Below are 21487 nucleotides of genomic sequence, written 5' to 3'. Positions count from 1 at the left end.
AACAGGGGTATTATGCCGCGGCGTCCGCAGGGTCTGCCCGCAGGCCGGCCACGATCTCGAGCGAGCGGATGCGCCCGGCGAGTGTCGCGGACTGCGCACTGAGCATGAGCTCGTCGGCCCCGGTGGCGTCGAGGAGCGCCGTGAGCCGGGCATCCACCTCGGCCGGGGCGCCCACGGCCTGGCGGCGGTTCCGGGACGCTACGAACGAGAGCTCGTACTCGGTGAAACGGTAGGCGAGCGCCTCCTCGAGCGACACCGGGGCGGGCTTCTTGCCCTGCCGCATCCGCAGGAAGGTGATCAGCCCGGGCAGAGACTCTCGGCGCACCACCTCGGGGTCGTCGTCGCTGATCAGCCCGACCGCGATCATCGCGTGTGGGGCGGCCAGGAACGCGCTCGGCTCGAAGTGCGCCCGGTACAGGTCGAGGGCTTCCTCGGTGTGCTCGCCCGCGAAGTGGTGCGCGAACGTGAACGGCAGCCCGAGCGCCCCGGCGAGCTGCGCGCTGAACCCGCTCGAACCGAGTAGCCACATCTCCGGGGCGTCGCCGAGCCCCGGGTAGGCCGTGATACCCTTCAGCGGATTGTCCGCCGCCATGCCGCCGTGGAAGAACCCGATCAGGTCCACGAGCTGCTGCGGGAAGTCGTCGACACCCAGCCCCGATTCGCTCCGGCGGAGGGCGAGCGCCGTCGCGCCGTCGGTGCCGGGCGCGCGTCCGATACCGAGATCGATCCGGTCGCCATAGAGCGCGCGCAGGGTGCCGAACTGCTCGGCGACGACGAGCGGGGCATGGTTGGGCAGCATCACGCCACCAGACCCCACCCGGATCCGCGTCGTCCGCGCCGCGATCCCCGCGATCAGCACCGGCGGCGCGCTCGAGGCGATCGCCGGCATGTTGTGATGCTCAGCCACCCAGAACCGGGCGTAGCCGAGCTCCTCCGCACGCTGCGCCAAATGGATGCTGCCGGCCACGGCCTCCGCGTTCGTGCCGCCCGCGGGGCGGCTGGCCAGGTCGAGCACGCTGATCGGCAAAGTTTTCATCTTCCAGTCAAACAACGTTTGAACGTGCGAGATTCCCTGCTGTGCGCACCCGCCGGTGCATAACTCCTGCAAATTCCAGCCCGACCCCGCAGAATGGGCACTTTTGGCCGGTTGGGGGACATTTCGCAGGAGATATGCCGTTCCTGAGAATCTCTGTAGAACCGGTCATAGCTGGTGGCGATTGGATACAGTAAATCACTCGCTGCAACACGATAGGCCCGGCCATGAACCATTTACGTGACCACACCGTCAGGAATGCCGGAACCAAGTCCACCACCGCTGTGCGCGAGCGCGCCGACCAGGATCCCGTGCCCTCCCATGCATTCCGGGCCATGGCGCTGCTCGATGTGCGCGGACTCACCGTCGGTCACACCCGTCCGCGCACTCGCGGCCGCGGTGCAACTCCCGGTGAACCAGAGGTGTCCCGCGTCGCGCTCACCCTGATGCAGGGCGAGTCGCTGGCCCTCGTCGGCGAGTCCGGCAGCGGCATGACCGCTACCGCGCTCGCCATCGCCGGCCTGCTGCCCGCGAACAAGGCCGTCACGAACGGGTCGATCCTGTTCAACGGCCAGGAGCTCGTCGGCCTGAACCGCCGCGCCCGGGCCCGCCTCCTCGGCGCCAACATTGGATACCTTCCGCCCGACCTCCTGGGGTCCCTTAACCCCTCCCGCACCATCCTCAGCCAACTCGCGACCCCACTCCGCCGGCGCCTCGGACTTGACCGTCCCTCCGCCCGCGCGCGCACCCTCAAGGCCCTCGCCCGCGTCGGCCTGGACAACCCCGAGGTCGTGGCCCTGTCCTACCCGGGCGATCTCTCCCCCATCGTCGTGCAGCGGGTCGCGGTCGCCGCGGCTCTGTCCCTCGACCCCGAACTCGTCATCGCCGCAATCCCCGCCGATCCCGCGCACGCCCGCTCGCTCGTCGACCTGCTCCGCCTCGTGCGCACCCTGCAGAGCGAGCACAAGTTCGCGCTCATCCTCGTCACCGACGACGTCGACGTCGCCGCCGAGTGCTGCGAGCGCATCGCGGTTCTGCAGACCGGGCGCATCATCGAACCTCGCCCCCCATTACACCCACCGGCATCCTGACCGTGACGTCCCGTCTCCGAATCAACTCGACGGAGTTTTCGAGTTTCGAACCGGATGAGAAGCTGTCCCAGGTCCCGAAAGGGCACGTACTCTGCCGAATTGGTTGGGATGGACCTCCTCTCACCGGCCTCAAACGTGAGGCCTCTAACGGACGCAGCGGGCGCGGCGGGCGCTGCAGCGTCAGTGCCCGGCGAGGAAGTCGCGGACCTTGAGTGCGGTCGGGTCGGCCGGGTCGAGCGTCAGAGCTCGACGGATTTCGAGGCCGCTGGCTTCCGCGTCACCGCCGAGGTAGAGCACGACCGCATGCTGCACCGCCACCGCGACATCGTTGGGGGCGAGCGCAGCGAGTGCGGCGAGGGTCGCCTCCGCACCGGTGATGTCCCCGGTGCCGAGCTGCCCGACGGCGAGCGCCCGCTCGGTCGCGACAGTCCCCGGTAGTAGCGCCCGCGATCGTTCGGCCCACGTCACGGCCGACCCGGCGGCCCCGGCGACCTGCGCGTCGGCCTCCGCCGCAAACGACTGCGCCGCGATGCTCGCGAGGTCGGCGTCCCACGGCCGCAACACCTGCGCCCGCTCGAACGACGCCGCGGCGCCGGAGAGGTCGCCGCGCGCGGCGGCGCTCACCCCCGCGGCGAGCGGAACATCTGCGCCGACGAGTAGGACCAGCCAGACGGCCCAGAGGACAAGCAACCCCGAACGGATGCCCGCCACACCTCGCCGAACCGCCGGGCCACTGCCCGCTGGCGACGATCGCGGCGACGACGTCCGGGCCTTGGGCGCCCGGGACACCAGGAGTCCGAGCAGCAGTCCGGCGACGATCGTCGTCGACGGCGCCGTGAAGTGGGTCAGTAGTGCCACGCCGTAGCCGGCCAGCCCGGCACCGGCGGCGGCGAGGACGTCGGCGCGGGCGGCATCCGCCTGACCGATCGCGGCCCGTCGCCAGACACGAACCCCGACAACGCCCACGGAGACGAAGATGCCCAGCACGACCAACAGCAAGGGGATGCCACCGGCCAGCAGCACCTGGAAGATCCAGTTGTGCGGGGAATCGAGAGTGTCGGCCCAGGTCGAGGCGGACGCGTTCGCATTCAGGAAACCGCTCGCGCCCACACCGAACGGCCGCCCCGCGAGCGCATCGATGCTCTGCTGCCAATAGGCGAACCGCGCCTCGAGAGAGGACCCGGAGAGGGGACTCACGCCGAGCAAGCGGTCACGGGTGAACGGCACGGCGAAAGCCCCACCGACGAGGAAAAGCACGGCGCCGCCCGCCACGACGACAATGCGAAGTGCCCGCCCGCGCCCCGGGCCGCGCTCAGAGTGAACCAATTCGACGGACTTTTTGCCCGAAACACGCGTGGGAAGGCTGTTTTTGATCGTTTTACCCGAAAACTCCGTCGAATTGGTTCGGCGACGGGCAAGGCGCAGGCGGGCAAGTTCGAGCGCCGAGAGGGTGACGAGCACAACGAAGGCGGCGACGAGTCCCGCACGCGACGCCGACAGAACGACCGTCGCAAGGGACAGAACCAGGGCCGCGCTCAGAACGGCACGCTCGCCCACAGTCACGGCGGTCGCGACGACCTGGCCTCGGGCAGCGGATGCCGCGCCGCCGGTCGCGGGAGCGGCGTGCGGCGCCCATGCGCGCAGTACGGGCAGCGCGAGCAGCGCCAGGAACAACGCACCCAGGACACCCTGGTCCGTTGCGTTGCCGGTGAGCGCTCCGGGGCGGGCGAGGTCGGAGGGGAACGGCCGGGCACCACAGGCCTCCAACACCGAGACGAAGCCCAGCAGCAGGGCCGCACCAGCGACCGCGCGCACAAGTGTCCGTGTCCGCGACGCCCCGGCCGTGGCCGCGGCCTCGGCCGCAGAGTCAGTCCCGGGCCCCAGCACGCGCGCGCCCGCCCAGACCGCACCGAAGTAGACGGGGAGGGTGACCAGGCCCTCGTAGCGCGGCCATCGGCCCCACAGCTGGGAGGCCGGCGCTGCGGACAGGAGTACGGCGGTCAGGGCGATGGCCGCAGCCACCGAGCTCGCGGCGACAAACCAGCGCGGAAGTCGTCCCCGTGCGCCGGACAGCGCGGCAAGGACGACCGCAATGGCAGCGAGGGCATCCTTGGGGAGGAACCAGCGCACGAAGGCGTCCGGCCAGAGTGCGACCGAGGCCAGCACGAGCAGCCAGATCGCGATTGCGCCCAACCGTTCGCGGGCGCGGCCGGATCGGCTCATGTACCTAGTCCTCCGGCACTCGCGCACCGCCACGCTCACGCGTGGACCCCCTCAGAAATCGCAATCTCGGGCCCCTGGCCTGAGCAATTCTGACCTGCCCACCGTATCCGCTGGCCCGACGGCCCGCAAACCCGCGCCAATCCGGGCAGCCGGTTGCCAGCGGGGAGGAATACAGTGGACGGATCGATGGTGACGTGGTCCACAACCCGACGCCGTCGGACCGGTCCTCACCCGCTCATGTCCGGGAGGTGCTGTGATGTTCGACTCGGTCGCTGAACGCCGAGGGCAACCAGACCGCGACGGGCGCGCCCAGCGGCATCCCCGACTGCGCCGCTGGATGCTCGGCCTCGCCGCCACCTACCTGGTCTTCCTCGCACTCATCGCATTCTGGCCGACGCCGGTGGATGGCAGCCTCGATGGCACTCTCACCCAGGTGCTCGGGTGGTTGCACGCCCATGGCGCCCCGGACTGGCTGCGGTACAGCCTGGTGGAATTCACCGCGAACATTGTTCTCTTCATCCCGGTGGGAATGTTCATCGTGGTCCTGGCCGGGAAATCCCGCTGGTGGCTCGGCATCGCGGCCGGCTTCGCTGCGAGCTGCACGATCGAACTCGGCCAGTTGGTCTTCCTGCCGGCCCGGTTCGCCACGCTGAACGATGTCCTGGCCAACACGAGCGGCTCCGTCATCGGCGTGCTGCTCGGCTTGCTGGTGCTGCACCTGGCCTCCCGAAACCTCGAGCCGACCACCCCGCGTGCGGATATCCCTGCACCGGCCACCCGTTGAGCCGTCATCCCCTTCTCGGCGGCGGCTACGGCGCCGGCACCGTCTGCATGGTCTGGTACTCCGGCTCGAACGTGTCGAGGGTGTCCGTCTGAAAGACGTGCTGCACCGTCTGCATTTTCGCCAGGTCGAGGTTCACGATCGATTGCCCGTCGCTCGACACCCCGATTCCCTTCGTCGGCGCCGTGAAGAACGTGAAGTCCGTCGAGCGGATGCTCGCCAGCGACCCCGCAAGCGCCGTCAGGTAGTCCACGTTGAGGCCTTCGTCCACGGCAACGAATGGGCGTACCGCAGACAACAGGGCGGACACCTTGCCGGGATCGGTCAGCGTCTCCGGCTGCATCGCCTTGGTGAGCGTTGCCCTCATCACCAGCTGCTGGTTGCGCACCCGTTGGAAGTCCCCGTCGGGGAACGCCCGCCACTCCCGCGCGAAGGCGAGGGTCTCGTCGCCGGTGAGATGCTGCACCCCTGACGGGTAGTAGTGGTCGCTCGCAGAGGACTGGAACCCCACCGGGTTCAGGATGTCCACCCCGCCGAGCGTGTCGGTGAGCCCCTTGTACCCGGCATAGTCGACGAGTGCGACGTGGTCGATGCGGGTGCCGATGAGTCCTTCGATCGTCTGCACGGCGAGCGGCACGCCCCCATACGAGAGCGCCGCATTGATCTTGTCCGAACCGAAGCCGGGCAGGTCGATCCAGCTGTCCCGCAGGATCGACATCACGTAGACGTGGTGCCGGTCCGCCGGAATGTGTACAACCATGATGGTGTCGGAGCGCTGCTTACTGATGTTCACGATCGAACCGTTGACCTTGTCCCACGTGTCCGAGCCCAGCAGCAGAATGTTCTGCGCCCCTGCGGCGAGCCCGGTCGAGACCGGCGGCCGGGCGGCATCCGCGGGAAACGGGTGGGACAAGGTGGGGAGCTTGAGGTCGAAGAGCCGCCCCACGATGGACCCGATGCTCGCGACACCGGCACCCGCAGCGAGGAGGAGGACGAGCACGATGGAGGTGATTCGCCAGGCCCCCGACGGCTGGCGCACAGCGGCCGCCTCCGTCACGATTCTCGATTCGGGTTCGACACGGTGGGCCTCCAGCAGTCGCGGTGCAAGAACGGTGCGATTCAGGTGCAAACAATATAGCTCGGGCCACAAACCGCGGCCCGGGGCTGAACGACCAAAAACACCCGTAAACGGGGGTGACACGCCGTCCATCCCCCCCGCAATGACGCCGTAACCTTTCCTCACTACCCTGAAGGCATGACCACGAAGATAACCAAAGCCGTCATCCCCGCCGCCGGGTTGGGAACACGATTCCTGCCCGCCACGAAGGCCATGCCCAAGGAGATGCTCCCGGTCGTAGACAAGCCGGCAATCCAGTACGTTGTGGAGGAAGCCGTCGGCGCGGGCCTCACCGACGTGCTCATGGTCACGGGCCGCAACAAGAACGCGCTCGAGAACCACTTCGACCGGATGACCGAGCTCGAAGACCTCCTCGAGAAGAAGGGTGACCAGGACCGCCTCGCCAAGGTGCGTTTCGCCACCGGCCTGGCCGACATCCACTACGTGCGCCAGGGCGACCCGCTCGGCCTCGGTCACGCCGTATTGCGTGCAAAGATGCACATCGGCCACGAGCCCTTCGCCGTTCTCCTGGGCGACGACATCATCGACGACCGCGACGTGCTGCTCTCCAAGATGCTCACCGAGCAGGGCAAGCGCAACGCCACGATCATCGCCCTGATGGAGGTCGAGCCGGAGAGCATCCACCTCTACGGTTGCGCCGCGGTCGAGACAACGGATGACCCCGACGTGGTGAAGGTCACCGGTCTGGTCGAGAAGCCCTCCGCAGCGGATGCCCCGTCGAACCTGGCCATCATCGGACGGTACGTGCTCCGCCCCGAGATCTTCGAAGTGTTGCAGAACACCAAGCCCGGCAAGGGCAACGAGATCCAGCTCACCGACGCCCTGCAGGTGATGGCGGTCAACCCGCAGTTCACCGGCGGCGTCTACGGAGTCATCTTCCGCGGCCGCCGCTACGACACCGGCGACCGGCTCGACTACATCAAGGCCATCGTGCAGCTCGCGGTCGACCGTCCCGACCTGGGCCCGGACCTGCGCGTCTGGCTCCAGAAGTTCGCCGCGACCCTCGAGTGAACCTAGAGTAAGGCGAATGAGACCCGCGTCGACCCGCGTTCAGAATCCTCGAGCGCGGGCCAAGCTGGCTGCCGTGGGGGTGTGCCCTGATTCTCCTGGGCATCGCGTACTCCAGTCACGGCGCACTGGCTGCGATCCCGGAGGCCGTCGGAACCGGTCTCGCCTGCCTGGTGTTCGTGCTGTCGGGCACGCTGGTTCGACGCTTTCGGGACCGTGTGACCCGACCGGTCGTGACGAGCCTTCTGCTGCTGGCGATCAGCGCCAGTCTCGTCGCCACCGGGCTGTCCTCTCTGGTCGACCTCAAAGGGGCCGACTTCGGGACACCCATCGTTTCTGTAGCGGTCGCGATCGCGATCAGTGTCGCCTTGTTGTTCCTGGCGGAGGCCTTCATTCCGCGACTCCCCCGCCTCATCCAGACCGGGTTCACGCAGCTTGCCCAGGTGAGCCTGATGGTGATCCTCACCCACAGCGCCGTGCTCTGGCTGATGCGCACCCCGCCGCCCGGGTCGACTGTTCCGCCGTTCGGACTGACGGTTTCGTTCCTGGTGGCCTTGGTCGTGCCCTGGATGGCGGCGCTGGTCATCGCACGCACGCCCCTCTCCGCGTTCCTGATCGGGATTCCTCAGATACCGTTCCCCCACGCCAGGTCAGCGCAGCACCGGTAACCGGGCCCCTCGAGCCGTCCACTCTTGTTGCGTCCAGGGACCGTTCACCGTCCGCCCCTACGGCATCCGAGGTCCCACGCGCTCCCTTTGGGGGGCAGCAGTGCCCCGCACGCCACCCTATGATTCGGAGTACTGCATCCGGGTGGTTTCACCCTCTTAACCTCGTGATGGCAGCGATGTCAGGGGGAACACATGCGCGCATTCCGGGCTGCAGGCATTCGGTCCGCACCACGCGGACGGATTGCCTCCCTGCTGGCGTGCGCCCTGATGGTGTCGCTGCTCTCGGGCTTCGCCGTAAGTGAGCCCGCCCAGGCGGCCACCGCAACCACGATCAGCGGCACGATCAGGCCCAACCCATCGCCTCCGCCCCAGGGCGGGCCCATTCCAGATTTTCAGTTTGTCCAGGTGACCGCGTACACACTCACCGGCGTCGCCGTCGACACCTGGCGGGACGTGGCGACGTACACCCTTCAGGTGCCACCGGGCACGTATCGCATTGTGGCGACGGTCTCGACAGTGACCTCGAACGACACCGTCTATGCTCAAACCTGGTTCGGGAACACGTCCTATCAGCAGGAAAGCTCGACTGTTTTCGCTTCCAGCACTCCCGTCACCGGGGTCGACGTGACCATGAACTACGGCGGCTCGCTCTCTGGGCACATTAGTGGCCCGGCCCCGTCGGACTATGGCACTCTCGCCCATGTCATCGCCACGGCCTATCTGTTCGACCCGGTCTCGAATTCGTACGCTGTCGTGAGCAACGGCGGGGCCGATCCGACGGGCGCCTTCACCGTGGGCGGACTTCCGGCCGGGTCCTATGCCGTGGAGTTCTCACAGCTGAACAGTCTGCCCGTTTTCGCGGACCGGTTCTACGGCGGGGGCACGCAGGCAGCCGGCAGTGTGCTCGTTCCGGTGGAGACAGGCCAGACGACGACAGGCATCGATGGCACGCTGCCCGCGTGGAAGACCACTGTGTCTCGTATCTCCGGCGCCGATCGACTCGAAACGGCTGTAGCCGTCTCACGGTCGGGATTCACACCCGGCGTGCCCGTCGTCTATATCGCAAACGGCTATAACTGGCCCGACGCATTGAGCGCGGGCCCGGCAGCGTCCCATCGAAAAGGAGCGCTACTCCTGGTGCCGCCGGACCGCGTCCCCGACGCCGTCGTTGCGGAGATCACCCGCCTCCAGCCCCAGCGCATTGTCGTGGTCGGCGGGGAGGCATCCGTTTCACAGGCCGTGTTCAGCCGCCTGCAGGGGCTGAACCGGAATGTCGTGCGCATCGGCGGACGGGACCGCTACGAGACCTCCCGGAAGATCGTCACAGACGCATTCGGTCCCGACATCGAAGGCGGCCGAATCTTCGTCGCGAGCGGACTCAACTTCCCCGACGCACTCTCGATCGGTCCCGCCGCAGCTAGGTACGAGGCGCCCGTGCTGCTCGTCGACGGTTCCCTGCCCTTCCTTGACCAGGACACCTTTGACTACTTCAAGAGTTTTCAGTTTGCGATTCGTGAGGTCTTCGTCGTCGGCGGCCCGGATGCCATCCGGCCGAAGATTGTCGCCCAGCTGGGGTACTTCGACCACTGGGGCCAGGTGATGGTCCATCCCAGTGGGGTGGATCGCTACGACACCAACCGGCAGGTCAACAACCTATTCTTTGCCGGCATGCCGTCCGACTCCAGTGGCACGGCCTTCCTCGCCAACGGAACCGGTTTCGCCGATGCCCTCGCCGGGGTGCCGTTGGCGGGTCTCTCGCGTTCCCCACTGTTTCTGACACCGGGAGACTGCGTCCCGACGCAGACCGTCCACGATATGCAGGCCCTCAGGTCGAGCCACGTCACGGTTCTTGGTGGCGTCGCCAGCCTGAGTAGCAACGTGGAGAATCTGGCACCCTGCTGAGCAGGCTCAGACGGATGCAGCCGCGAGCCTGGGGATCAACGTCTCCAGGAAGGCGGCGGTGTCTTCCCAGCCCTCGACAGCAAAGCACTCGACGCCGAGCGCGAGCACCGGGTAGTCGTTGCCGTTCTCGTCGAGCCGGTCGCCGACGAAGAGCATGTCGTCGAGGGGAACCCCGGTCAGTTGGGCGAGCTTCTTCATACCGTAGGCCTTGTCGATGCCCTGTCGGGTGATGTCGACCGAAGTTGAACCTCCGGAGCGCACCTCGAGGTCGGGCAGCAGCGCCTGCACGGCTTCACGCAAAGTGTTCTTCTTGCTTCCGGTCGGATCCCAGGCGACCTTGGAGGCCACGGGAGCGGCCTGGCCGAGTGCCGAGAACGTGATCTGTGAACCGCGGTCTTCCAGGATCGGGCCCCAGGTGTCGCTTTCCCAGTAGCCGAGTTCGCGTGCCGTGGTCTCCACGGCCGCGAGCGCCCGTGACTTCTGGTCATCGGTGAGGTACTCAGCGTAGATCTGCGTCCAGCCACCCTGCTTATGCAGGAAATACTGCGTACCGCACGTGGGCATCAGGTGCAGGCGGGCCAGGGTCTTGTCGTCAACGTCGATGAGGTTGTCGATCAGCTGCATGTGGAACTGGCCGATCTGCCCCCCCGAGATCACGCAGACCTCCACGACACCGAGCAGGCGAACCATCAGGTCCGCCATCCTCGGGTCGATGGGGGACTTTGACGCGGCAAGAGTGTCATCGAGGTCGAAGGCGACAAGGCGGGGAAGAGTCGTCATGGCAGTGCTGCGTTCCTTACTAATGGACGTGAAAGTCGAGCTGCTCGCCAGAGGCGTCCGTTACGGACGACCGAGACCATGGTACGTCCACCCGGCGGCACGCCATGCGGCGGCGTCGAAAGAGTTGCGTCCGTCGATGACGATCTTGTCCTTGACCAGGTTGCCAACCCAGACCGGGTCCAGGTGGCGGAATTCAGGCCACTCTGTCACCAGAACGACAGCGGCCGCGTCGCGCAAGGTCTCCTCGAGGTCAGTCGAGTAGGTGAGCTGCGGGTGCCGGGCCTTCGAGTTCTCGATGCCCTGCGGGTCAGTCGCCACGACATTGGCGCCGAGACCGTGGAGTTGCACCGCGACGTCGAGGGCGGGCGAGTCACGCACATCGTCCGAATGCGGCTTGAAACTCAGACCGAGCACAGCCACCTTTTTGTTGTAGACGCGGCCTCCCAGGGCTGACACGGTGAGGTCAATCGCGCGCTGACGACGACGCAGGTTGATCGCATCAACCTCTTTGAGGAAGGCCACCGAGTCGCCACGGCCGAGTTCTTCGGCACGAGCAGTGAAGGCGCGGATGTCTTTCGGCAGGCATCCGCCGCCGAAGCCGACGCCCGCACCGAGGAAGCGGCGTCCGATGCGGTTGTCGTAGCCGATCGCGTCCGCCAGCTGGGTGACATCGGCTCCGGTGACCTCGGCGATTTCGGCCATGGCGTTGATAAAGCTGATCTTGGTGGCGAGGAACGCATTCGCCGCGACCTTCACGAGTTCGGCGGTGGCGAAGTCGGTGATCACAAGCGGGGTCTCCGCGGCGAGGGCGGCAGCATAGATCTCATTGAGGAGCGCGGTCGCGTGGTCACCCGGCTCCCCGGCGGCAACACCGTAGACGAGGCGATCGGGGCTGATGGTGTCTTTCACTGCGAAGCCCTCCCGCAGGAACTCGGGGTTCCAGGCGAGGGTTGCGCCGGTGCCGGATGCCTCCACGATGCCCGCGAGACGACGAGCGGTCCCGACCGGGACCGTGCTCTTCCCTACGACGAGATCTCCGTCGCCCAGATGAGGGAGGAGTGCTTCCACGGCGACGTCCACGTATGTCAGGTCTGCGGCGTAGCTGCCAGGCTTCTGCGGGGTGCCGACGGCGACGAAGTGCACCCGGGAGCCGGCAACCTCGGATATATCCGTGCTGAACCGGAGCCGACCCGTGGCCATCGCCGACGTCAGGATCTCGGGAAGGCCGGGTTCGAAGAACGGCGGGAGACCGACAGCAAGCTGTGCGATCTTCTTCGCGTCAACGTCGATCCCGACGACCTCGTGCCCGAGTTCCACCATGGCGGCCGCGTGCACGGCTCCCAGATACCCACAGCCAATGACAGAAATCTTCATGCGTGCAACTCCATAGCTAAACCATACCGGGACCCTGCGAACGCCCCGGGCGCTGCTCCATCGAGCGGTCAGCGGCGCCCCGCTTCCCGACCCGCGGCCGCTGACACCCCGAAGCTGCTGCGTCCCACACGCCAAACGGCCCCGCACCGAGGTGCGGGGCCGTTCTAGGGGGAACCTCGAAACCCGACAGCACGATGGGGGTGCCGACGAGGTCGGAGTAGGTCTTGACGCGCTGCACCGTGAAGCTGCTGCCCTGGGCCAGGTCGCTCGTCGTGCCGCTGGCCTGCGTGGAGACGAAGACCTTCGCGACGGCGCTGTACTTGGGAGTCTGCAGGATGGAGTACGTCGAGGCTGCGGCGACCGCAACGAGCGCGAGCAGCAGGATCATCACCCAGCTCTTGCGCAGAATGCGAATGTAGTCGCGAAGTTCCACGCGGCGGCCTTTCCCTGAAGTGCACAGCAAGGCCCGTAGATTGTGCCCCCCAGTCATGTTCTCACAGGTTGGAGCCATACCGCCACGCGCGCGGGGGCCGCCCGGCGTCGCAACGCCGAAAGGTATCGTCGAAATCGAGCGAGGGCGTGCATTGCGGCGGTAGTCTGACCCAATGGGCTTCACATTTGTATGCAATTCGGCGGATCGGAAGTCGTCTCCCCCGCGCTGCGACGGCCCGCACCTGACCCCACCACAGACGACCGGCTAATGAGCGATTCAGGGGGGAATCGCACACGACGGCCCAGCGAGTCTCTGGGGAAGTTCTTCCGGACCGAACTGATGGTCACGTTCCATCCCGGGATGTTCGACGGCGCCCGCCGTGCGGGCCTGCTGCTCGGGAGCCTGACGACGGCGGCCGCCCTCGCGCTGTTCGTCTACGTTCTGGGGCCGGAAGAGAGTGCGGCCCCACATGCGGGCCTGTTCGTCGTCATCGCGGGGATCTCACTCGCTGTCGGTCTTCTGTCCATCCTGTTGCGCCGCTTCTTCAACCAAACCGTGCGCAAGATCGTGCTCACCTTCGTCCTGGTCGACACCGCCGTCAGTGTCTACCTGACCGACACCACATCCTCGGCCCTCGCAATGAGCACCTGGATCCTTGTGGCGCTGGCCCTGTCGTACATGTTCCTGCCGATCGTGCAGTCGCTGCCGTTCGCCGTCGCCGGCACTGTGCTTGTCACCACGGCGCTGTTCCTGCACCCCGGAATGCGCGGCATCGACCTGCTCCTGATCATCCCCGCGGCGATCATGGCGAATTTCGGCCTGCACTGGCTTGTCACGAGCGCGCTCAAGTCGGAGACCGATGAGCTGACCCGGCTCGGCAACCGGGTCTACTTCGAACGGATCCTGAACGACCATGTGCGGAATGCCCGCCCCGAGGACGTTGCGACCGTTGTGTTGATGGACCTGGACCACTTCACCCTCACGAACGAGGTGCGGCAGCGCGACTTCGGCGACACGGTGCTGATCGACTTCGCCGCACACTGCACACAGCTCGGCGGCCCGGACTCGGGAACGGTGGTCGCCCGCACCAGCGGCGATGAATTCGCGGTGCTGCTGCCGGGCATGACCGCCCCGGAGGCCGAGGCCGCCGTGCAGCGCATGCGGTCGGTCCACGGGTTCTCCGCGGGCATCGCCGGCCATGAGCCGGGCGAGTCCGCCTCCGGGCTCCGCACACGGGTAACCGAGGCGCTCTCGAGCGCCAAGCGGGCCGGGCGCGGGACCACCCGCATCCACGGCGGGCACTACGCCACCGCGACGGCGGTCGGCCAGGCCATCGCGAACGGGGAGTTCAGCCTCGTCTTCCAGCCGATCGTGGACCTGCGCACCCGGCGGGCCGTGGGCGCCGAGGCGCTGCTGCGCTGGACGCACCCGACCCGGGGCGCGATCTCGCCGGTCGAGTTCATCCCGCTGTGCGAGGCGAGCGGTGCGATGCCGCGCCTGGGCGACTGGATCGTGGACACCGCCGTGATGACCGCGTCGACGTGGACGATGCCGGTCGAGCCGGGGGCGCCGCCGTTCTACGTGAGCGTGAACGCCTCGGGCATCGAACTCGGCGACCCGCACTACGCCGACCGGCTGCTCGCTCTGTGCACGGCTGCGGCGCTGCCGGCGGGCGCGCTCAAGATCGAGCTCACCGAGAGCGACTACGTCGTGGAGTACGGCGCGGTGCACGCGAACATGGCCCAGCTGCAGACGTCGGGCATCCCGATCATGATCGACGACTTCGGCACCGGCTCGTCGAACCTCGAGCGGCTGAGCGAGGTGCGGGCGAACGTGCTGAAGATCGACCGCCGCTTCATCTCGGGGATCGGCTGCGCCGCCGACGACGCCCCTCTCGTGCAGTCGATCCTCGGGCTGGCCCGCGGGCTCGGCAGCAGCGTCATTGCCGAGGGCGTCGAAACGGATGTCCAGGCCGACTGGCTCGAGGAACACGCGTGCCGTTTCGCGCAGGGATACCTCTTCTCCCGGCCCGTGGCATCCGACGACCTTGCCGCGGTGTGCGCGGGCTTGAGCGCGCGGGCGGCACGATAGCTTGAGTGCATGACATCCGCTGCTCCCGCCACTCCCCCAGGTCGGCGCGTGCGCTGGGGCGTCGACGACGCGGCCGCCGGCGCGGTCGGGGCGATCCTGCTCGTGCTTGCGGCCGACTGGGCGCTCAGCCACGGCTACCTCACCGACCCGCGACTCGTCGAGGTGCTCAGCTACCTCGTGGTGTGGGTGCCACTTCTCGGAAGCGTGCTCGTGGCCTGCTACCTGCGCGGCTCCCGCTCGCTCGCCCGCGACGTCGGGCTGCGCTTCCACCCGCTCGACCTGCTCTGGGGGCTCACGATCGGGCTGCTGACCCGGGTGGTGGCGAGCCTGTTCGAGATCGCCGGCTACGGGCGGATCGGCACCGGGAGCGTCACTCTCGACGCCCCGGCGCACGACGCCTGGTGGATCGTGCTGTCGCTCCTCGCGCCGGTGCTGATCGCTCCCGTCATTGAGGAGCTGTTCTTCCGCGGCCTCCTGCTGCGGGCGGTCGCCGCGGCGACGGATGCCCGCCGCCCGGTTGCCCTGGCCCTCGCGTGCACGGTGAGCGCACTGGTGTTCGCGCTGTTGCACGTGGTAGATGCCGGTTCGCCGACCGTGCTCTGGGTGGTCGGGGCCGGGACGTTCGTGTTCGGGCTCGCGGCGGCATCCGTCACCGCGGTCACCGGGCGGCTCGGCGGGGCGATCATCGCGCACGTGGTGTTCAACGGACTCGTGGTGGTGCCGGCGCTGCTCGGGTAGACGGCGGGGGAACTCCGAACGGCCCCCGCACCTGCGCGCGGGGGCCGTTCGTGGTGCACAGGACTACGGTGCGACGGCGAATGCGTCGAGCTGCTGGGCGACCGCGGAGGAAACCGAGGTGGGCCCACCCAGGACGACGATGCGGCCCGGCTTCAATCGCGTGAGCTCCGCCTGAATCGCGGCCGGGATCCACCCTTCCGGAACCAGCAGCACGGGCGCCTTGTCGATCCCGGCCACCGGGGCGACCGAGAGGGCATCGGGGAAATTGAACCCATTGGCGACGTAGACGACCGGCACACCCGGGTCAAACGCGGACTGCGAGATGGCCGCCGACGTGGCAAAACGGTCGCCCCCTGCGATTCGGGTGACCGTTCCCGTGGTGTACCCCTGCAACGCGGTCGCGACCGATTCAGAGACCGAATCGAATCCGCCGAGGACGACAACCCGTCCGGGCTTGAGCCGGGTCAGTTCGTCCTGAATCACCGCCGGAATGCGATCCGCCGGGACCAGCAGCACGGCGGCACCGCTCTTGCCGGCGACCGGAGCGGCCGAAAGGGCGTCGGGGAAGTTGTACCCGTTCGCTATGTAGACCACGGGAACCTCGGGGCTGAACGCGATAGCGGAGACTGCCGCCGACGTGGCAAACCGGTCAGTACCGGCCGTCCGTGTGACCGTGCCCGTCGTGAATCCCTGCAACGCCGTGAAAACGGTATCGGACACGGACGCCGCACTTCCGAGTACCACGATGCGCTGCGGCTTCAACCGCGTCAACTCGGCCTGAATCGGCGCCGGGATGAAACCTGACGGGACCAGCAGCACGGGAGCCTTGTCCTTACCCCCGACCGGAGCCACCGAGAGGGCATCGGGGAAATTGGACCCGCTGGCCACATACGCCACCGAGACACCCGGATCAAACGTCGCCGCGGAAATCGCAGACGACGTCTCAAACCGGTCCGAACCCGACAAGCGGGTGACATTGGTCGGCAGCGGGACATCACTCAGTTCGGCATCAATGTTCGCGACTGTGGACGCCACACCGACCGTCAGGGGCTTTGCGGAGGCGAGAGTGCTGGCGTTGTCGAAGTATTCAGGAACAAGGCCGGAGTTGCTGTCATACCCGACAAATCCGACCTTGTAGGTACCGGCCATCAACGACCCGATCGAATAGGACCCATCGAGCTTGGTCGGTGCGCCGGTGACATAGTCACCGCTCTCGGCGGAATACACGTCGACATAACTCTGCGCGACCTTGGGAACGCCGCCCAGGGTCTGGGTCACTGTTCCGCTGATCGCACCTGCTGCCTGCAGGTTTACGTCGATGCCGGGCAGCGTCGATTGGGCGCCCACGGTGACGGTCGTGGCGGACGTGAAGTCGATCGAATCCGTGTACCACTTGGAGACGACCCCGGAGTCGCTGCTGACGAACCTGATCTTGTAGGTGCCGGCCGCGAGCCCGGTGAGGGAATATTCTCCGGCGCTATCCGTCTGGGCATAGTACGACCAGGACTGGTACTGACTGCTCGGAGCCGTCGAGTCCGTGGCCGTGACCGACACGTTGGCGATGGGCTGCGTGGAACCCGCCTGGGTTGCGGTGACCTTCCCGGTTACCGTCGATCCGGCTTCCAGGACGGCATCGATTCCTGCCGTCGCCTTGCCCGCAGCAACGACAACCCGTTGAGCCGACGCGAAGCTCGTCGCGTTGTCGTAGAACTCCGAAATGGTCGCCGAACTACCGGCACCGAAGTACAGAACGTAGCTGCCCGCCGCGAGCGAGCCAACGGAATAGTGGCCGTTTCCATCCACCTGAGCGTAGCCCGCGTATCTTTGGCCCTCGCCCGTGAACACGGTGATACCGGAGGCCGTCGAGGGCGTGACGACGCCTTTGATATCCTGCGTGATCGTGCCGCTGATCGATCCGGTGCCCGGGTCGGCGAGGGCATTGGCCGGCGTTGCGCCGGCGAGCGTGCCCACAACGAGCAACGCAGATATGGCCAGGATCGCAGCAAGGCTGCGCTCCCGGATTCGGTGATTGATGTTCCCCATGACAACTCTCATTTTTTTTCCGGCGCGCCGGCCAGCGTGACGACCGCTGCGTACGCGCGGAGGTAACCCCCCGGATCGAACCTTATTGCCCGGTCACGCGCCCGGTCAAACTCTCCTAGCGTGTTCGTCTGGCAGGTCTGCGACCATCCCGCGAAACAGCTGGCGCGCAGCGGTTGCGCGGCACCTAAAATGGGGGGACGGCTCCGGTTCACGGATCTGTTAGACAGGTCGGGACGCGACAGCGATCCGACGGGGGCCCATGATTCAGGACACGCGCACGCGCAGAGCAATCCGGCGTCGTGAGCGCCTCGCCCAACGGCTGGTTCTCGGGCTGACCCGTGGACTGGCGGGACTCGTCGCGGTCGTCGTGCTGGCGGCATCCGCCCTCGTCTTCGCCCCGGCCGCGAACGCCGGAACCGACGACTACCCGGCCCAGTGGAAGAACGCGCCGATCGACTCGACGTTCGACACCTGGCTCGAGTACAACCGCGAGTGCACCTCGTTCGTCGCCTGGCGGCTGCACTCCCGGAACGGGTTCGAGATGCCGTTCCACAACGACGCCACCGGCTGGGCCGATGATGCCCGCGCCCGCGGCTACACCGTGGACATGAACCCGACCGTCGGCGCGGTCGCCTGGTGGGCCTACGGGCACCTCGCCTGGGTCGAGTCGGTCAACCCCGGCGGCACGGTGACGGTCGAAGCGTACAACTGGCGCACGGTTACCGGCGGCCACGACGGCGCCTATCACGAGAGCACCTATTCGGCGAGTGCGCCGTCGGGGTACATCCACTTCAAGGACTCCGGCTCGGGCGTGCACTCGGGCGACTTCGTGAGCTACCGGGGCGACGTGTACCGCATCGCGGGCGGGGCTCCGATCTACGTATCCAACTGGGCGACGTTCGGCGGGGTCAAACCAACAATCGCGCTCTCCGACTCGCAGTGGGCGGGCCTGCGCCCCTACCCGGCCGACGGCACGCTCGTTTCGGCGCAACCGAGCCAGCAGGTGTTCACCATCGTCGGAGGCGCTCCCCTCTACATCTCCGACTGGGCGACGGTCGGCGGCGCGAAGCCGACGGTGTCGATCGGCGACGACGATATCCAGAACGCGGGGTCAGCGGATGCCGCGAGCCCGTGGAATCACCTGCGCTTCCATCCGTCTGACGGCACGTTCGTGGCCGCGCAACCAAGCCAGCGGGTCTACCAGGTCACGGGCGGTGCGCCGAGTTATGTCTCAGACTGGGCCTCGGTCGGCGGGGTTCAGCCGGTCACCAATGTAGGTGACGACGTGATCCGGAACGCCGGGACTCCGGATCACGCCAGCCAGTGGAGCCACCTGCGGCAACGGCTGTTCGGCGCGGATCGATTTGAGACGTCTGCGGCCCTCTCGGCCTGGCGTTTTTCCTCGGGAGTCAGCACCGTTTATGTCGCGAACGGATTCAACTTTCCGGATGCCCTCTCCGGTGCAGCGCTCGCCGGCGGTCAGGGCACGTCGGTGCTCCTCGTCACGGCCGACGCGATCCCGGCGGCGATCGAGGCGGAGTTGACGCGGCTGAAGCCTCGACGCATCGTGGTGCTTGGAGGAGAGGACGCGGTCTCGGCATCCGTGGCCGAGCAGCTCGCGACGTTCACAACCGGTGGCGTCGTGCGGATCGCGGGGCTGGACCGCTACGAAACGTCGGCGGCGATCTCGCTGAGCGGCTTCGCTCCGGCACGCCCGGTCGTCTATGTGGCGAACGGGTCGAACTTTCCGGACGCGCTCTCGGGAGCTCCGGTCGCGGGCAGCCAGGGCGCGCCGGTTCTGCTCGTGCAGGAGGACGTGATCCCTGCCGCCATCGCAACCGAGCTGACGCGGCTGAAGCCGGGGCGGATCGTGGTGCTCGGCGGGGAGAGCTCGGTCGGGGCATCCGTTGTGGCGCAGCTCGGGACGTTCACGACGGGAGCAGCCGGAGCCGTGACCCGGATCGCCGGCGACGATCGTTTCGCGACATCGGCGGCGATCTCCGCGGCGACTTTCGCTCCCGGGTTGCCGGTCGTGTATCTGGCCAGCGGAAGCAACTTCCCGGACGCTCTTTCGGGAGCGGCGGTGGCAGGCGACGCGGACGCACCGATCCTTCTCACTCGTGCCGACAACATCCCGGCGGTGGTCCAGGCCGAGTTGAACCGGCTCCGCCCGGGGAAGATCGTGGTGCTCGGCGGCGAGAACTCCGTGAACAGCGCGATCCTGCCGTAGGGGGCTGACGACCCGCGAAGGCCTGAGCGGCCTCCAGACGGTGTCGCGCCACGTCCGTGAGGTGTCGCATATCGACGTTCCCACGGCCCACGAAGGTCGATTTGCGACACCTCACGGAAGCCCGCACGAGTGTTGGTGGTGCGGAGGGGGGGAACTAGATGTCGAGAACCAGCTCGGCGGAGGTCGCCCGGGACACGCAGGGGTACATCACACGCAGGGAGTCCTTTTCGTCGTCGGCCATCACCGAGTCGAGGTGGTCGGGGGTGCCGGTGACGACGCGCACCTCACAGGTACCGCAGACGCCCGTGCGGCAGGAACCCAGGATCGGCATCCCGTTGTTCTCCAGGGCATCGAGGATGCTCTCGCCGGCTTCCACGTCGAAGGTCACGTCGCTGCGGGCGCAGGTCACGGTCACGGCCTGGGGTTCCTGGGCGGATTCCCGGTCGAGGGCGACGAAGCGTTCGAAGTGCATCCGCTCCCGGGGCACGAGCGCGGCGACGGCCTGCATCAGGGATTCCGGGCCGCAGCAGTACACGTCGGCGCGCGCCGCGAAGGCTCCCGGCGCAGTGGGCGTTCCGAGGGCGTCGCGGCCTCCGAAGGCGGCGATCAGGAGTTCGCTCGCCTCGGGTTGCACGAGCTGCTCGTCGCGGGCGAAGACCGCGACCCGGTCGGGGTAGCGTTCGAGCAGGTCGTCGAGGAACGCCATCGTGCGGCGACTGCGGCCCAGGTAGACGAGCTTCCAGTCGCGGCGAGCGGGCAGGGACTCGATCATTCCCATGATCGGGGTGATCCCGATCCCGCCGGCGATAAAGAGGTATGCCGCGGCGGGTTCCAGGTCGAAGTGGTTGAGCGGGCCGGATACCTCGAGCACGAGGCCCGGCGCGAGGTTCGCGTGGATCCAGGCGCTGCCGCCCCGCGAGGTTTCGGTCTGCAGCACGGCGATGTCGAGGTGCGAACGCTCGGCGGGGTCACCGCAGAGCGAGTACTGCCGTTCGAGGCCGTTCGGAAGGTGCAGGGTGATGTGTGCGCCCGGGTGCCAGGCCGGCAGCAGCTCTGGTTCGGATCCGGCGGAGGGCACGGGGACCAGGCGGATGCCGAGGACCCCGTCGGCGACGCGGGTCACTGCCGCGACACGCATGGTGCGCGTCTCGGGCAGTGCGGGGGCCGGGCGGTTGCCGCGGGCGGCATCCGTTGGACGGCCGGCGGCAACACCGGACCCGCGTTTGGCCGCGACGAGGCGCAGCACGACGGCGAGCATCGCCAGGAGGATCAGCCCGATCGAGACGACCCGGTACCAGCTTGTGCCGACGTCGGTTCCGGTGAAGGCGGCGTGGAAGGAGACGAGGATGAGGGTCGCGTAGCTCGAGTAGTGCACGATCTTCCAGAACCGGCGCGGCAGGTAGCGCATCAGCAGCGAGGTTCCCTGCACCGCGACGAGCAGGTAGAACGCGGTGACGCCGAGGGCCACCGGGAGCGCCTTGAAGTGGCTCGAGAACGGCACGAGCACCTCGGCGATGCTGAGGTGCAGCCAGCCGTCGAGCATCAGGGTGAGCATGTGCACGGCGACCATCACGATCGCGGCGCCGCCGAAGTAGCGGTGCAGGTCCTGGAGCCAGGCGGGGTTGTCGATCTGGCGCATCACCCGGGTGGAGAGCAGGATGCCCCAGACCACCGAGAGCGTCATGAGCGCCCAGCCGATGACGGCGCTCGCCCTCGAGATGTACCACCAGAGGTGCGGATCGTTCATGCGTAGTGCTCCCAGTTCGTGGAGGTCGAGACGAGTCCGGTGTCGTCGATGATGAGTCCCGCTGCGCCGACGGTGGGCAGCCAGGCGAGGTAGTCGGCGGTCGGTCGCAGGAAACCCGGCTTGGCGAGCACCTCGGCGCGGGCGCCGGTGGCGGCGATGACGGAGACGGTCTGCACCCGGGTGGCCGCGCTGTCGTGGGTTCGGGGG

At 67.5% G+C, this 21487-nt stretch carries 17 protein-coding genes; 8 read left to right on the top strand and 9 right to left on the bottom strand.

What is annotated here, in order from left to right; translation table 11 throughout:
• Positions 1-10: 10 nt before the first annotated feature.
• Entirely contained in the window at positions 11-1036 is a 1026-nt protein-coding gene (locus tag QN350_RS02340) for an LLM class flavin-dependent oxidoreductase (protein WP_322138848.1), read from the bottom strand.
• Positions 1037-1260: 224 nt separating this feature from the next.
• Here QN350_RS02340 and QN350_RS02335 point away from each other — a divergent pair, with 224 nt between their 5' ends.
• Entirely contained in the window at positions 1261-2124 is an 864-nt protein-coding gene (locus tag QN350_RS02335; protein WP_322138847.1) for an ATP-binding cassette domain-containing protein, read from the top strand.
• Between the two features lie 180 nt (positions 2125-2304).
• Here the strand turns inward: QN350_RS02335 and QN350_RS02330 are convergent, their stop codons facing one another.
• On the bottom strand, positions 2305-4347 hold the full coding sequence (locus QN350_RS02330; protein WP_322138846.1) for an O-antigen ligase family protein: 2043 nt from the start codon (positions 4345-4347) through the stop codon (positions 2305-2307).
• A 256-nt stretch (positions 4348-4603) separates the two neighbouring features.
• Here QN350_RS02330 and QN350_RS02325 point away from each other — a divergent pair, with 256 nt between their 5' ends.
• Positions 4604-5131, top strand: coding sequence for a VanZ family protein (locus QN350_RS02325; protein WP_322140375.1), 528 nt, complete (start codon positions 4604-4606; stop codon positions 5129-5131).
• Positions 5132-5156: 25 nt separating this feature from the next.
• On the opposite strand, the gene QN350_RS02320 is transcribed toward QN350_RS02325, so the two are convergent.
• The gene (locus QN350_RS02320; RefSeq protein ID WP_322138845.1) at positions 5157-6167 is read right to left on the bottom strand and encodes an LCP family protein; all 1011 of its coding nucleotides are present in this window, start codon (positions 6165-6167) and stop codon (positions 5157-5159) included.
• A gap of 216 nt (positions 6168-6383) precedes the next feature.
• Here QN350_RS02320 and galU point away from each other — a divergent pair, with 216 nt between their 5' ends.
• From galU to QN350_RS02305, 3 genes are all read left to right on the top strand, one after another.
• Positions 6384-7277, top strand: coding sequence for a UTP--glucose-1-phosphate uridylyltransferase GalU (gene galU, locus QN350_RS02315; protein ID WP_322138844.1), 894 nt, complete (start codon positions 6384-6386; stop codon positions 7275-7277).
• Positions 7278-7447: 170 nt separating this feature from the next.
• Positions 7448-7942, top strand: coding sequence for a hypothetical protein (locus QN350_RS02310; protein ID WP_322138843.1), 495 nt, complete (start codon positions 7448-7450; stop codon positions 7940-7942).
• Between the two features lie 405 nt (positions 7943-8347).
• Entirely contained in the window at positions 8348-9844 is a 1497-nt protein-coding gene (locus QN350_RS02305) for a cell wall-binding repeat-containing protein (RefSeq protein ID WP_323515673.1), read from the top strand.
• Between the two features lie 6 nt (positions 9845-9850).
• Here QN350_RS02305 and QN350_RS02300 read toward each other — a convergent pair whose 3' ends face one another.
• The 3 genes from QN350_RS02300 to QN350_RS02290 are packed head-to-tail and all read right to left on the bottom strand — an operon-like array spanning position 9851 to position 12431.
• Positions 9851-10624, bottom strand: coding sequence for an HAD-IIB family hydrolase (locus QN350_RS02300; protein ID WP_322138841.1), 774 nt, complete (start codon positions 10622-10624; stop codon positions 9851-9853).
• Positions 10625-10684: 60 nt separating this feature from the next.
• A complete protein-coding gene (locus QN350_RS02295; RefSeq protein ID WP_323515670.1) occupies positions 10685-11998 on the bottom strand; it encodes a UDP-glucose/GDP-mannose dehydrogenase family protein in 1314 nt (437 codons plus the stop codon).
• Positions 11999-12014: 16 nt separating this feature from the next.
• The gene (locus QN350_RS02290) at positions 12015-12431 is read right to left on the bottom strand and encodes a Wzz/FepE/Etk N-terminal domain-containing protein (protein WP_322138839.1); all 417 of its coding nucleotides are present in this window, start codon (positions 12429-12431) and stop codon (positions 12015-12017) included.
• A gap of 339 nt (positions 12432-12770) precedes the next feature.
• Between QN350_RS02290 and QN350_RS02285 the strand changes: the two genes are divergently transcribed.
• Positions 12771-14522 carry a putative bifunctional diguanylate cyclase/phosphodiesterase gene (locus QN350_RS02285; RefSeq protein ID WP_322138838.1) on the top strand — a complete coding sequence of 584 codons (1752 nt, stop codon included), beginning with the start codon at positions 12771-12773 and terminating at the stop codon, positions 14520-14522.
• A gap of 9 nt (positions 14523-14531) precedes the next feature.
• Entirely contained in the window at positions 14532-15260 is a 729-nt protein-coding gene (locus tag QN350_RS02280) for a CPBP family intramembrane glutamic endopeptidase (RefSeq protein WP_322138837.1), read from the top strand.
• A 63-nt stretch (positions 15261-15323) separates the two neighbouring features.
• On the opposite strand, the gene QN350_RS02275 is transcribed toward QN350_RS02280, so the two are convergent.
• Positions 15324-17303, bottom strand: a complete 1980-nt coding sequence (locus tag QN350_RS02275) for a cell wall-binding repeat-containing protein (protein WP_322138836.1) — start codon at positions 17301-17303, stop codon at positions 15324-15326.
• Positions 17304-17562: 259 nt separating this feature from the next.
• Here QN350_RS02275 and QN350_RS02270 point away from each other — a divergent pair, with 259 nt between their 5' ends.
• The gene (locus tag QN350_RS02270; protein ID WP_322138835.1) at positions 17563-19533 is read left to right on the top strand and encodes a cell wall-binding repeat-containing protein; all 1971 of its coding nucleotides are present in this window, start codon (positions 17563-17565) and stop codon (positions 19531-19533) included.
• Between the two features lie 154 nt (positions 19534-19687).
• On the opposite strand, the gene QN350_RS02265 is transcribed toward QN350_RS02270, so the two are convergent.
• Both QN350_RS02265 and QN350_RS02260 read right to left on the bottom strand, forming a co-directional pair.
• Positions 19688-21280: a 2Fe-2S iron-sulfur cluster-binding protein gene (locus QN350_RS02265; RefSeq protein WP_322138834.1), complete on the bottom strand. Its 1593-nt coding sequence runs from the start codon at positions 21278-21280 to the stop codon at positions 19688-19690.
• A partial coding sequence (locus QN350_RS02260; RefSeq protein WP_323515666.1) for a hypothetical protein occupies positions 21277-21487 on the bottom strand: 211 nt, incomplete at its 5' end. The genes QN350_RS02260 and QN350_RS02265, both read right to left, overlap by 4 nt.

The organism is Cryobacterium sp. 10I5, from assembly GCF_035019865.1.
GTDB lineage: Bacteria > Actinomycetota > Actinomycetes > Actinomycetales > Microbacteriaceae > Cryobacterium > Cryobacterium breve_A.
This window is presented reverse-complemented; position numbering and strand designations above follow the sequence as displayed.

Bases quoted from the DNA above. Each gene is read 5' to 3' on its own strand.
- QN350_RS02340 (WP_322138848.1), bottom strand. From the start codon at position 1,036: ATGAAAACTTTGCCGATCAGCGTGCTCGACCTGGCCAGCCGCCCCGCG.
- QN350_RS02335 (WP_322138847.1), top strand. From the start codon at position 1,261: ATGAACCATTTACGTGACCACACCGTCAGGAATGCCGGAACCAAGTCC.
- QN350_RS02330 (WP_322138846.1), bottom strand. From the start codon at position 4,347: ATGAGCCGATCCGGCCGCGCCCGCGAACGGTTGGGCGCAATCGCGATC.
- QN350_RS02325 (WP_322140375.1), top strand. From the start codon at position 4,604: ATGTTCGACTCGGTCGCTGAACGCCGAGGGCAACCAGACCGCGACGGG.
- galU (WP_322138844.1), top strand. From the start codon at position 6,384: ATGACCACGAAGATAACCAAAGCCGTCATCCCCGCCGCCGGGTTGGGA.
- QN350_RS02300 (WP_322138841.1), bottom strand. From the start codon at position 10,624: ATGACGACTCTTCCCCGCCTTGTCGCCTTCGACCTCGATGACACTCTT.
- QN350_RS02295 (WP_323515670.1), bottom strand. From the start codon at position 11,998: ATGAAGATTTCTGTCATTGGCTGTGGGTATCTGGGAGCCGTGCACGCG.
- QN350_RS02285 (WP_322138838.1), top strand. From the start codon at position 12,771: ATGGTCACGTTCCATCCCGGGATGTTCGACGGCGCCCGCCGTGCGGGC.
- QN350_RS02280 (WP_322138837.1), top strand. From the start codon at position 14,532: ATGACATCCGCTGCTCCCGCCACTCCCCCAGGTCGGCGCGTGCGCTGG.
- QN350_RS02275 (WP_322138836.1), bottom strand. From the start codon at position 17,303: ATGGGGAACATCAATCACCGAATCCGGGAGCGCAGCCTTGCTGCGATC.
- QN350_RS02270 (WP_322138835.1), top strand. From the start codon at position 17,563: ATGATTCAGGACACGCGCACGCGCAGAGCAATCCGGCGTCGTGAGCGC.
- QN350_RS02265 (WP_322138834.1), bottom strand. From the start codon at position 21,280: ATGAACGATCCGCACCTCTGGTGGTACATCTCGAGGGCGAGCGCCGTC.